This window comes from Pseudomonas sp. CCC4.1, from assembly GCF_035019225.1.
GTDB classification, from domain to species: Bacteria; Pseudomonadota; Gammaproteobacteria; order Pseudomonadales; family Pseudomonadaceae; genus Aquipseudomonas; species Aquipseudomonas bubulae.
The window spans coordinates 18,534-31,718 of record NZ_JASJWL010000055.1; the positions used below are offsets into that span (position 1 = coordinate 18,534).

General features: G+C 61.3%; 7 protein-coding genes. 5 read left to right on the top strand and 2 right to left on the bottom strand.

What is annotated here, in order from left to right; translation table 11 throughout:
• Position 1: 1 nt before the first annotated feature.
• On the bottom strand, positions 2–1,645 hold the full coding sequence (locus QN377_RS18250; RefSeq protein WP_095001033.1) for a response regulator: 1,644 nt from the start codon (positions 1,643–1,645) through the stop codon (positions 2–4).
• A gap of 243 nt (positions 1,646–1,888) precedes the next feature.
• Here QN377_RS18250 and QN377_RS18255 point away from each other — a divergent pair, with 243 nt between their 5' ends.
• From QN377_RS18255 to speA, 4 genes are all read left to right on the top strand, one after another.
• Positions 1,889–2,956, top strand: a complete 1,068-nt coding sequence (locus tag QN377_RS18255; protein ID WP_322214059.1) for a DUF2333 family protein — start codon at positions 1,889–1,891, stop codon at positions 2,954–2,956.
• 3 nt (positions 2,957–2,959) lie between these two features.
• A complete protein-coding gene (locus QN377_RS18260; RefSeq protein ID WP_296301891.1) occupies positions 2,960–3,493 on the top strand; it encodes an NUDIX hydrolase in 534 nt (177 codons plus the stop codon).
• Positions 3,494–3,802: 309 nt separating this feature from the next.
• Positions 3,803–4,174, top strand: coding sequence for a translation initiation factor Sui1 (locus QN377_RS18265; RefSeq protein ID WP_016783399.1), 372 nt, complete (start codon positions 3,803–3,805; stop codon positions 4,172–4,174).
• A 208-nt stretch (positions 4,175–4,382) separates the two neighbouring features.
• Complete coding sequence (speA, locus tag QN377_RS18270; RefSeq protein WP_095001036.1) at positions 4,383–6,302, top strand: arginine decarboxylase; 1,920 nt, start codon at positions 4,383–4,385, stop codon at positions 6,300–6,302.
• Between the two features lie 77 nt (positions 6,303–6,379).
• Here the strand turns inward: speA and QN377_RS18275 are convergent, their stop codons facing one another.
• Positions 6,380–7,723 (bottom strand): MATE family efflux transporter, encoded by a 1,344-nt coding sequence (locus tag QN377_RS18275; RefSeq protein ID WP_322214063.1) that lies wholly within the window; start codon positions 7,721–7,723, stop codon positions 6,380–6,382.
• Positions 7,724–7,913: 190 nt separating this feature from the next.
• On the opposite strand from QN377_RS18275, the gene QN377_RS18280 reads away from it, so the two are divergent.
• Positions 7,914–12,803 (top strand): alpha-2-macroglobulin, encoded by a 4,890-nt coding sequence (locus tag QN377_RS18280; RefSeq protein ID WP_322214065.1) that lies wholly within the window; start codon positions 7,914–7,916, stop codon positions 12,801–12,803.
• Positions 12,804–13,185: the final 382 nt, after the last annotated feature.

A 13,185-nucleotide genomic window follows, 5' to 3' on the forward strand; every position in this document is an offset into this window, starting at 1 on the left:
ATCAGGGACAAATAGTGGCAATTGGCCTTGTCTGGTGAAAGGGTTGTACCTGATTGCGCCCATTGTTCTTGGCGCGGTACAGCGCCTCATCGGCCTGGGAGGCCATTTGCAGGCTGTCGGCTTCGCCCTGCATCTGCACCACGCCTGCGCTGAAGGAGCACGACAGGTCTGCGGGCTGGGCCGGGTAGTGGATTTCGGCAAAGCGCTGGCGAATCTGATTGAGTACCTTATAGGCCGACTCTTGATCGGTGTCAGGCATCACAATCGCGAATTCCTCGCCGCCGTAGCGGCCAATAAAGTCGCTTTTGCGCAGGCGCTGCTTGAGAAACAGCGCCAGGCTCTTGATCACCCGGTCGCCCATGGGGTGGCCGTAGCCATCGTTGACGTGCTTGAAGTGATCGAGGTCGAGCATGGCAAAGCTCAAGGGGCGGTTCTCGCGGCGGGCGCGAAAGGTGCAGTCTTCGAGCAGTTGCAGGATATGGGTGTGGTTGTACAACCCGGTCAGGCTGTCGCGCACCATCCGCGCCTTGAGATGGCGGGCGCGCACGGCACGGTTGCGTACGGTGGTGATCAGATGGCGCGGCTGGATTGGCTTGGTCAGGAAGTCATCGCCGCCCTCGCTCATGGCATCAAGCTGCTTGTCCATATCGTCTTCGGCCGACAGATAAATGATTGGCACGCTGACGTAGCGGTCGTTGTGGCGGATGACCTTGGCCAGCTCGGTGCCGGTACAGGAGGGCATGTACATGTCGAGGATGATCAGGTCTGGCTGGAAGTCTGCCAGCTCGGCCATCGCCTGGATCGGATCGATCAGGGTGCGGGTAACAATGCCTGCGCTGTTGAGCAGGCGCTCGGTGTGCAGCGCCTGGGCCCGGGAGTCGTCAATGATCAGCACTTTGTAGGGCTCATATTGGGCGACACAGGTCAGCACCTCGATTTTCTCCATCAGGCTGGAGGCTTCCAGGGTGCCGGTCAAAAACGCCTGCCCGCCTGCGCGCACCGCTGCAAGGCGGGTCGGGGTGTCGGTTTCATGCAGGCTGAAAAACAGCAGCGGCAATTTTTGCTCAAGACCGGCCTGGGCCTGGGCGGCCAGTTCAAGGCCAAAACCGGGGCTGGCAAAGTCCACGTCCATCACAATGGCGGCCGGATGACGCTCGGCCATGGCCTGACGAAATGCTGCCGGGCTGCTGATCGCCTGGGCGCTGAGCTCGAAAAACTCCAGCTGCCTGGCTAGTCGGTCGGCGCGCGGCAGGTCTTGCAGCAGGATATACACCGGCTTGCGCAGCGGTGGCAGGTTGATATTTCCCATCAAGTCGCCCTGACGCAGGCCGGTGCGTGACAGGCGCTGCATAAGGCGATTGAGTTCGGTGATGATCGAGCTGCTCAGGCGGCTCTGGTTGGCGGCCATGTCCTGCAGCGCCAGGCCGATGGCCCGCGCCAGCGCGGTATGCTCCGGTTGCTCGAAGCGCTCGGCAAAGCGCAGCAGGCGCAAATTGGCGTCGTCGAGCTCGGCCAGGCCGGCAGGCGACCACTCATTGGCCTGCAGACGTTGCCAGATCTCAAGGATCTGGCGGGCCTGGTGGGTGACACGCTGGGCAAAGTGGTTTTTCAGACGCTCGCGACTGGGATCTTCTTGCTCGGTCATAACCTGGCTGCTGGGTAGGGAGGCATGCTGAAATCGAATGATGGCTCTATGCTAGCAGCTCATTGCAAATCTACGAGTTTCTCCTTGAAATTAACTGTCGGGCAGCCATATTGCCCATCACCTGTGCGCTTGTTCTATAGTGCCGGGCGTAGTGGCCCCCTGAGATAAAAAGCGTGCATGCAAGGCACGATGGGTTAGGGTTGTGGTCGAACCGTTGAATCAAGCATATGAAAGGATATAGCCATGCTGGACTGGAATAAACGTGAGGGCACAGCCCGCGAATCGGTCAAAGAGCCCAAAATACAGTCGCGTGGCTATTTCAAGAGCATCCTGCTGAGCCGTTCCATCGCGGTGCTGGTAGGGATTTTTGTGCTGGTGAACCTGGGTCTGGGCTGGTACTGGAGCCAGGAGCCGGATCTGTTCCCGGTGCAGCAAAACGCGCAATTGGCGGCCGAAAAAGAAGGCAAGCAGATGGTGCCTGGCTTCACCACCGTCGAAACCCTCAAGACCGTGGCCGGCACATTGCTGAGCAAGCCGGGCGGTTACCTGTCCAATGACCGTTTTCCACCGGGCATTTTTCTGGACAACATCCCTAGCTGGGAATACGGCGTTCTGGTGCAGGTGCGCGACCTGACCCGCGCCCTGCGCAAAGACTTCGCCCGTTCACAGTCGCAGTCTGCGGAAGATGCCGATCTGGCCAAGGCCGAGCCGCGTTTCAACTTCGACAACAAAAGCTGGATGCTGCCGTCCAGCGAATCCGAATACCAGGAAGGCATCAATTCCCTGAGCCGTTATCAGGCACGCCTGTCTGACCCTAACCAGAAAAACGCCCTGTTCTATGCCCGTGCCGACAACCTCAACAACTGGCTGGGCGATGTGGGCACCCGTCTGGGCTCCCTGTCGCAACGCCTGTCGGCCAGCGTGGGTCGGGTTAAGCTCAACAGCGCGCTGAAAACCGAAAGCCTGCAACCGGGTCAGGTGCCGGTGGTGGATGAAGAAGTGGTAGAAACCCCGTGGATGCAGATCGACAACGTGTTCTATGAAGCCCGTGGTCAGGCCTGGGCGCTGTCACACTTGCTGCGTGCCATTGAGGTCGACTTTGCCGATGTGCTGGCGAAAAAGAACGCCACGGTCAGCGTGCGCCAGATCATTCGCGAGCTGGAAGCGGCGCAAGAACCGGTCTGGAGCCCGATGATCCTCAATGGCAGCGGCTATGGCGTGCTGGCCAACCATTCGCTGGTCATGGCCAACTATATTTCCCGCGCCAACGCGGCGGTCATGGACTTGCGTCAATTGTTGTCGCAAGGCTAAGCAATGGCCATTTCAGCCTTGGAGGCCGCACACCGTGCGGCCTCTGATGTCGAGCAAGTTGCCTGGGTGGATCGCGATGATTGCCTGCTGGGTGGTCTGCCCCGTCATGAATTGCGCGAGCGCGGCCTGATCGGGCGGGGTACGTTCATTTTGCTGTTCAACTCTGCCGGGGAGCTGTGCGTGCATCAACGCACCCTGAGCAAAGCGCTGTACCCGGGGTTCTGGGATGTGGCAGCGGGCGGCATGGTCGGGGTGAATGAAACCTACGCCGAATCGGCGGCCCGTGAGTTGGCCGAAGAACTGGGTGTGAGTGGTGTGGCGCTGACGGCCCATGAGCGCTTTTACTTCGAGGCTCCGCAAAACCATCTGTGGTGCGCAGTGTTTTCAGCGGTGTGGGACGGCCCGTTGCAGGTGCAGCCCGAGGAAGTGCAGCAAGCGTGCTTTATGCCGGTGGCCGAGGCATTGCGCCTGAGTACGCAACTGGACTACTGCCCTGACTCACTGGATGCGCTCAAGCGTTATATGACCCAGGGCTGACGTTGATTCCCCCTGTGGGAGCGGGCTTGCTCGCGATTCAGTCGACCCGGTTTTTCAGTTGCACCGCTGCGATCCTATCGCGAGCAAGCCCGCTCCCACAAGTTCGTGGCTGGCGCTTTAAAAAATGCCGCCGATTGGCTATTGGGATGCAGCGAGTTTGTCGTTACACTGCGCGACCTTTTTCAGGCTCAGGCGGTTTTCCCCCTGAGTTGCGCTGCCCCTGCCAGAGTGGGGCTTCGCGGTCGGTACACCTTGGCGCAACAGCGTCATGCACCGGCCAATTATTTGTCCTCCGAATGAGGATTGCCGGTGGCCAAAAAAGCCGCATCCTTCGCCGCCCTGGGTGGCCTGGTATTTTCCACCGACGCAGGTCGTCACTGTCCGGACTGCCGTCAGCCGGTGGATGCCTGTACCTGCAAACAAACCCTGATCCCCGAAGGTGATGGCATCGCCCGTGTGCGCCGCGAAAGCAAAGGCCGTGGCGGCAAGACGGTGACCACCATCACCGGCGTGCCGTTGGCTGAAGACGCACTCAAGGAACTGGCCACGACGTTGAAAAAACGCTGCGGCACCGGTGGCGCGTTGAAAGACGGCATCATCGAGATCCAGGGCGACCACGTCGAGCTGCTGCTGGCCGAGCTGGTCAAGCACGGTTTCAAAGCCAAGAAGTCGGGCGGTTAGCAGCCTCTGTGAAAGCCACCGCACAGCCGTTCTGGCGCCCCTCGAAGGCTGGTCAGAGCGTGCTCGCCATGGTTTTCACAGAGCCTGTTATCACCGGTTTCTAAACTCGGCGCTATTGTCAGGGTCTGACTAATCGTCACGTTCACACTTTAGACTGCGCCAGCCTGCTTTCAGGCTGGGCTATTTGACTTATTTATAGGGGACTTCGATGTCCGTACGACGCACACGCAAAGACGATGGCAGCCAATGGACAGTTGCGGACAGCCGCAGTGTTTACGGGATTCGCCATTGGGGGGCCGGGTATTTCGCGATCAATGAAGCCGGTCGCGTAGAAGTCCGTCCGAACGGCCCGAACAGCTCGCCCATCGATTTGTACGAGCAGGTCGACGAGCTGCGCAAGACCAGCGGTTTGTCCTTGCCGTTGCTGGTGCGTTTCCCGGATATCCTGCAAGACCGTGTACGCCAGCTGACCGGCGCATTCGATGCCAACATCGCGCGCCTGGAATACCAGAGCGAATACACCGCGCTGTACCCGATCAAGGTTAACCAGCAGGAAGCGGTGATCGAAAACATCATCGCTACCAAGAACGTGTCGATCGGTCTTGAAGCCGGCTCCAAGCCCGAGCTGCTGGCCGTGCTGGCCCTGGCGCCCAAGGGCGGCACCATCGTCTGCAATGGTTACAAGGACCGTGAGTTCATCCGCCTGGCGCTGATGGGCCAGAAGCTGGGTCACAACGTCTTTATCGTGATCGAGAAAGAATCCGAAGTAGACCTGGTGATCGAAGAAGCAGCCTCGCTCAAGGTCAAGCCACAGGTTGGCCTGCGCGTGCGCCTGTCGTCCCTGGCGTCGAGCAAGTGGGCTGACACCGGCGGTGAAAAATCCAAGTTCGGTCTTTCTGCCGCGCAATTGCTGTCGGTGGTTGAGCGCTTCCGAGCGGCCGGTCTGGACCAGGGCATCCGCCTGCTGCACTTCCATATGGGCTCGCAGATCGCCAACCTGGCGGACTACCAGCACGGTTTCAAGGAAGCGATCCGCTATTACGGCGAACTGCGCAACCTCGGCCTGCCGGTTGACCATATCGACGTGGGCGGCGGCCTGGGTGTGGATTACGACGGTACCCACTCGCGCAATGCCAGTTCGATCAACTACGACATGGACGATTACGCCGGTGTGGTTGTGGGTATGCTCAAAGAGTTCTGCGATGCGCAGAGCCTGCCGCACCCGCACATCTTCTCGGAAAGCGGCCGCTCGCTGACCGCCCACCACGCCATGCTGGTGGTGCAGGTGACCGACGTCGAGAAACACAACGACGACGTGCCGGTGATCGAAAACAAGGAAAGCCTGCCGGAAACCGTGCAATGGCTGGTGGACCTGCTGGGGCCGACCGACATTGAGATGGTCACCGAAACCTACTGGCGCGCCACGCACTACATGAGCGATATCGCTGCCCAGTACGCTGATGGCAAAATCACCCTGGCGGAAAAGGCCCTGGCCGAGCAGTGCTACTTCGCGGTGTGCCGTCGCCTGCACAACTCGCTGAAAGCGCGTCAGCGTTCCCACCGTCAGGTGCTGGACGAGCTCAACGACAAGCTGGCCGACAAGTACATCTGCAACTTCTCGGTGTTCCAGAGCCTGCCGGACACCTGGGCGATTGGCCAGGTACTGCCGATCCTGCCGCTGCATCGTCTCAACGAAGAGCCGCTGCGTCGCGCCGTGCTGCAAGACCTGACCTGTGACTCCGACGGCAAGATCAAGCAATACGTCGACGAGCAGAGCATCGAAACCAGCCTGCCGGTGCACGGGCTGAACGAAGGTGAAGACTACCTGCTGGGGATCTTCCTGGTGGGCGCTTACCAGGAAATCCTCGGTGACATGCACAACCTGTTCGGTGACACCGACTCGGTGAACATCTACCAGAACGAAGACGGCAGCGTGTACCACGCCGGTATCGAGACCCATGACACCATCGAAGACATGCTGCGCTACGTGCACTTGTCGCCTGAAGAGCTGATGAACCACTACCGCGACAAAGTGGCCAGCGCCAGCATCAGTGCCAAGGAGCGTACCCAGTACCTCGACGCACTGCGCCTGGGCCTGACCCGCTCGTCGTACCTGTCGAGCCACTGATCCCCACGGGCTTCAGAGCTGACCGAAAAACGCCGGCCTGTGCATTGCACGGGCCGGCGTTTTTTTTCGCCTCAGTGTCAGGCGCCGAACCACTGATTCTTGCGCTGCATCTGCCATGCATACACGCCCAGGGTCAGGCTGCGCAGCACCATAAACAGCAGGAAACTTATCCACAGCCCGTGGTTGCCATAGCCGTGCAGGACCCAGGCGGCGGGGAAGGCGATGACCACGCTGATCACCATGGCGTTGCGCATTTCACGAGCGCGGGTAGCACCGATAAACAGCCCGTCAAGCAAGTAGCTCCACACTGCAATCAGCGGCAGCAGGGCCAGATAGGGCAAGTACTGGAAAGCGGTTTCGCGCACAACGGGAATATCGGTCTGCATTTGCACAAACAGATGCCCGCCGAACATAAACAGCAGCGCAAAACCCAGGCTGGCCAATAGTGACCAGCCGCAGGCCACCACCATCGAGCGGCGCAACGCCTCACGGTCGCGGGCGCCAATAGCGTGTCCGCACAGTGCCTCGACGGCGTGGGCCAGACCGTCCAGGGCATGGGCAGCCAGCAGCAGGCCATTGAGCAATAACGCATTGGCAGCCACGGTGGCATCGCCCAGGCGGGCGCCTTGCAGGGTGATGGAGAAAAACACCAGTTGCAGCATCAGGCTGCGGATAAAAATATCGCGATTGACCCCCAGTAACGGCTTCCAGTTGTGCCACATGCCCAGGGCGGCCCACACTACCTTGCCCGGATATCGACGCAGGGCACCGCGGGTCAGCCACAGGCCGAGCAGGGCGCCGCTCCATTCGGCAATCACCGAAGCCGGGGCCGAGCCTGCCACCCCCCAGTCCAGCCCGAGGACGAACCACAGGTTCAGCGCGATATTTACCAGATTGGTCGTCAGCAGGATCGCCAACGGTGCGCGGGCGTTTTGCGTGCCCAAAAACCAGCCTACCAGTGCATAACTGGCCAGTGCGGCGGGCAGGCCAAACAGCCGTGTGTGGAAGAACTCCAGAGTCAGCGCGTGCAGTTCGGTGGAGGGCTGCATCAGGCTCAGGGCCACGCCGCTAAAAGGAATCGCAATGGCCCCCAGCAGCATCGACAACAGCACGCTGAGCAACAGGCCCTGCAGCAGGATTTGCCGCAGCGCGGCGCCATCACCGCGTCCGGCGGCCTGCGCGGCGAAGCCGGTGGTGCCCATGCGCAGAAAACCCATCATCCAGGCCAGGAAGATATACAGGCTGGCGCCCACGGCGACGGCGCCCAGTTGATGGGCGTGGGGCAAATGGCCGATGACAGTACTGTCGACCAACGCTACCAGCGGCACGGAGATATTGGACAGGATCATGGGGGCCGCCAGCGCCCACACCCGGCGATGGGTAGGACGGTCGCGCCAGTCGGCTAACAGGGAAGATGACATGCAGGCTCCTTGGGGGAGCGCGATTGTAGCCGCAAAGCCTGCCCTCACCCCAACCCTCTCCCGGAGGGCGAGGGGGCTGATCTGCGCTTTTGTCCCCTATCCCTTCGGGAGAGGGCTAGGGTGAGGGGCTCTTGATCTTCATCCAGCTGTTATATAGTCAACCCTTAACTGCCCGGTAAACGAGTACACCATGCTGAACAAAGGACTGCTTTTGGCCTGCACGCTGGCGCTGCTGAGCGCTTGTGATTCTTCCAGCGTCGACAAACCCGCCACGCCACAGGTGGCCACGAGCCAGCCGGCTAAACCGGTACAGGACGTCAAAGTGCTGGCCGGGCGTTATGCCGGGCGCGAGTTGAGTGTAGTAGACGTCTCTGAAGTGCAGCTGGACGGGGCCAGCACCTTGTCCGTGAGCTTTTCAGTGCCGCTGGACCCGCAGCAGAACTTTGCCGACAAACTGCATCTGGTGGACGCCAAGGCCGGCAAGGTCGATGGCGCCTGGGAGCTGTCGGACAACCTGATGGAGTTGCGCCTGCGCCACCTTGAGCCGCAGCGCAAGTTGATCCTTACCGTCGACCCCGGCCTGCGCGCCGTCAACGATGCCAAGCTCGCCGCCGAATACGTCAGTCGCCTGGAAACCCGCGACCTGCAACCCACGGTCGGCTTCGCCAGCCGTGGCAACCTGCTGCCCACGCGCCTGGCCGAAGGTCTGCCGGTGATCGCGCTGAACGTCGACAAGGTCGATGTCGAGTTCTTTCGGGTCAAACCCGAGTCGCTGCCGGCGTTTCTCAGCCAGTGGGGGCGCAACAGCAGCCTGCAAAGCTACGAAGCCAGGGATCTGCTGAATATGGCCGATCTGGTTTACAGCGGCCGTTTTGACTTGAACCCGGCGCGCAATACCCGGGAAACCCTGATCCTGCCCACGGCCGGGATCAAGCCCTTGCAGCAGCCGGGAGTTTATCTGGCGGTGATGACCGCCTCCGGTAGTTACAACTATTCGACCCCAGCCACCTTGTTTACCCTCAGCGATATCGGACTTTCGGTGCATCGCTACCAAAAGCGCCTGGATGTGTTCACACAGGCCCTGGAAGGTGGCAGTGCACTGAGCGGCATCGATCTCGAGTTGCTTGATGGCAAGGGCAAGATGCTTGGCCAGGGCAAGACGGGCAAGGACGGGCATGCCGAGCTGGCCTTGCCACCCAAGGCCGAAGTGCTGCTGGCGCGCCAGGGCGACCAGACCAGCCTGTTGCGCTTGAACACGGCGGCGCTGGATCTGGCCGAATTCGATATTGGCGGCCCGCAGGCGCATCCGTTGCAGTTCTTTGTATTTGGCCCCCGTGATCTGTATCGCCCCGGCGAAACCGTGCTGCTCAATGCCTTGCTGCGCGACCGCGACGGCAACCCGGTCAAGCCGCAGCCGGTCAGCGTCGAGGTGCGTCGCCCGGACGAGCAGGTGAGCCGCAAGTTCGTCTGGACGCCGGATGCTTCCGGTCTGTATCAGTACCCGCTGCAACTGGCCGCCGAAGCGCCGACCGGGCGCTGGCAACTGGTGTTCGACTTTGGTGACGGCAAGCCGCAGCTGTACGAGTTTTTGGTCGAGGACTTTTTACCCGAGCGCATGGCACTTGAACTCAAGGGCAGCGATACCCCGCTGAGCCCCGGGCAAACCGCTGAAATCCAGGTTGCCGGGCGTTACCTGTACGGTGCTCCGGCAGCCGGTAACCGCTTGAGCGGGCAGGTCTATGTGCGGCCATTGCGCGAGGCGGTCAGTGCCTTGCCGGGCTATCAGTTCGGTTCGGTGACAGAACCGGAGCTGACCCAGGATCTGGAGCTGGACGAAAGCGTGCTCAACGCCGATGGCAAGCAAACCCTCAGCATCGACAGCCAGTGGAGCGATGCCAAATCGCCGCTGCAACTGATTGTTCAGGCCAGTTTGCAGGAGTCGGGCGGGCGCCCGATTACCCGTCGCCTGGTGCAGCCGGTATGGCCGGCAGACCGTCTGCCGGGGCTGCGTGGCCTGTTTGACGGTGCTGAAACCGATGGCGACGGCCCGGTTGAGTTCGAGCTGCTGGTGGCTGACAGCCAGGGCAACAAATTGGCGGCCGACAACCTCAAGGTGCGTCTGGTGCGTGAACGCCGCGATTACTACTGGAACTACTCGGACAACGACGGCTGGAGTTATCACTACAACGAGAAGTTTCTGAACCTCAACGAAGAGACCCTCAGCCTCAAGGCGGGCGAAACCGCCAAGGTCAGCTTTCCGGTGGAGTGGGGCCCTTACCGCGTAGAGGTTGAAGACCCGCAAACCGGCTTGATCAGCAGCCTGCGTTTCTGGGCCGGTTATCGTGCCCAGGACAACGCCGAAGGCGGTGCCGTGCGCCCCGACCAGGTCAAGCTGGCGCTGGACAAGGCCGCTTATGCCGATGGCGATACGGCCAAGGTCACGGTCACGCCACCTGCGGCTGGCAAGGGCTACTTGCTGGTTGAAGGCAGCGATGGCCCGTTGTGGTGGCAGGAAATCGAAGTGCCGGCCGAGGGCAAGGCCTACGAAATCAGACTCGACCCGAGCTGGGCCCGGCATGACCTGTATATCAGTGCACTGGTGATCCGCCCCGGTGAGCGCAAGACCAATATCACTCCCAAGCGTGCTGTAGGGGTGCTGCACCTGCCCATCGATCGCAGCCAGCGCAAGTTGGCTCTTACGCTGGATGCCCCTGAAAAAATGCGTCCCAAGCAACCTCTGACGGTGAAACTCTCGGCTAAAAATGCCGATGGCAGCATTCCCAAACAGGCCCATGTACTGCTGGCTGCCGTGGATGTGGGCGTGCTCAATATCACTGAGTACCCGACCCCCGACCCGTTCGCCAGCCTGTTCGGGCGCAAGGCCTATGGGGCGGATCAGCTGGATATTTACGGGCAGTTGATTGAGGCCGGGCAGGGCCGTCTGGCCAGCCTGGCGTTCGGTGGCGATGCGGCACTGGCCAAGGGCGGCAAGCGACCTGCCTCCAGTGTCACCATCGTGGCGCTGCAAAGTGCACCGGTGACGCTCAACGAGCAGGGCGAAGGTGAAGTCAGTGTGGATATCCCTGACTTCAACGGCGAGTTGCGCTTGATGGCACAAGCCTGGACCGACGATCGCTACGGCATGGCCGAGGCCAGAACCGTGGTCGCAGCACCATTGGTGGCCGAGCTGGCTGCGCCGCGCTTTCTGGCCGGTGGCGACGAGACGCGGCTGGCGCTGGACCTGTCCAACCTCACCGACAAGCCGCAAACGCTGCACGTGAACCTTAACACCGAGGGGCAACTGAGCCTGTTGGGTGACGCGACACAGAACCTGACACTCAGCCCCGGCCAGCGCAGTACCTTGCAGGTTCCGGTCAAGGCGCTGGGCGGGTATGGCACCGGTGTGGTCAAGGTGACGGTCAATGGTCTGGACCTGCCGGGTGAAACCCTGGCGCCGTTCACCCGCGAATGGACGTTGGGGGTGCGCCCGGCGTATCCAGCATTGCTAAAGCATTACCGTGGTGTGCTCAACGACCAGCCCTGGAGCCTGCCCGAGGGCGAGCTGCAAGCCTTTGAACCGGCCGGGCGTGAAGCCTTGCTCAGCTTGTCGAGCCGCCCGCCGCTGAATCTTGGCGAGCAGATTCGTGCGCTCAAGGCTTACCCGTATGGCTGTTCCGAGCAAACCACCAGCGGCCTGTACCCGGCTCTGTATGCCGATGCAGCCCTGCTCAAACGCCTGGGCCTTGAAGGCGAGCCGGACACCGAGCGCAAACGCAAAATCGAGTTGGGTATCGAGCGCCTGCTGGGCATGCAGCGCTACAACGGCAGTTTTGGCCTGTGGGGCGCGGACGGTCAGGAAGAGTACTGGCTCACAGCCTATATCACCGACTTCCTGCTGCGCGCCCGCGATCAAGGCTACGCGGTACCTCCCGAGGCGCTGAAAAAGGCCAGCGAGCGGTTGCTGCGTTATGTGCAGGAACGCAACCTGATCGAGGCCGACTACAGCGACAACCTCGACCACACCCGCTTTGCCGTACAGGCCTATGCAGCGCTGGTCCTGGCCCGAAGCCAACAGGCGCCGCTGGGTGCGCTGCGCAGCATTTTTGAGCGCCGCAGCGATGCCCGTTCCGGTTTGCCTCTGGTGCAGTTGGCCATTGCCCTGCAGAAAATGGGCGATCAACCGCGCGCCGATCAAGCGTTGGTGGCGGGGTTGGCGGCGAAGCGCAAGGCTGATCAATGGCTGGGCGACTACGGCAGCCCGCTGCGCGATCAGGCGTTGATTCTGGCCTTGCTGGAAGAGAACAACCTGATGAGTGGTCAGCGTGAACAGCGACTGTTCGACCTGTCCGATCAACTGGCGGCGAGTCAGTGGCTGTCGACCCAGGAACGCAATTCACTGTTCCTCGCCGGTCGCGATTTGCTGGGCAAGCCTGAGGCCAGCTGGAGTGCGCAACTCACCAGTGGCGATCAGACCCGCGAGCTGAACAACGCCCGCTCAGGGCTCAAGCTCGACGGGCCGCTGCTAGCCTCGCCCCTGACCCTGCGTAACGCAGGCAGCGCGCCGATTTATCAACAGCTGACGATTTCGGGTTATCCACAGCACGCCCCGGCGGCGGGCGGCGAAAACATGAGCATTCGCCGCGACTACCTGGGTATGAACGGTGAGCCGCTGGATCTCAAGGCGCTGAAAAGTGGTGATCTGGTGCTGGTGCATCTGGCCGTGACGGCCAAGCAGCAAGTGCCTGATGCGCTGGTGGTGGATTTGCTGCCGGCAGGCCTGGAGCTGGAAAACCAGAACCTGGGGCAGAGCGCGGCCAGCCTTGAAAACGCCAGTACTCAAGTGAAGCAATGGCGCGAGTCGATGCAGAACGCCAGCGTGCAGCATCAGGAGTATCGGGATGATCGTTATGTGGCGGCAGTCAAACTGGATGGCTACGGGACCACGCACCTGCTGTACCTGGCCCGTGCAGTGACTCCGGGTACCTACCGGGTACCGCCGCCGCAAGTGGAGTCGATGTACCGGCCCAACTGGCAGGCCGTGGGGGATGCGGTGGGGGAGATGGTGATCAAGGGGCGTTAGGTCTGTGGCCGCGGTAGGGTTTAACAGGTACACCGGGTACATATCCGGCATTCGCGTTTGAACGGGATATTGGTTTCGCCCTTACGGCGAGTCACTTTTTCCAGACGCCGAAAAAGTAACCAAAAAGGCTTGCCCCTGGCGTCCGGCCTTCGCTGCGCTCAGGTTCCCTCGCTCCGGTCCCACTGCGCAGAACCTCCACTCGGCCTCCCGATGGGGCGGGTAGATCAACAGCCGTCGAGGCGGCCGACCGGCCGGCCTGTTTGAATGCAGGATCTGCGACCGACATATTTCCCTGTGGGAGCCGGGCTTGCCCGCGATGCAGGCACCTCGTTCTATCTGGAGGAACAAAGTGCTGGCATCGCGCTGTCTCTTATACACATCT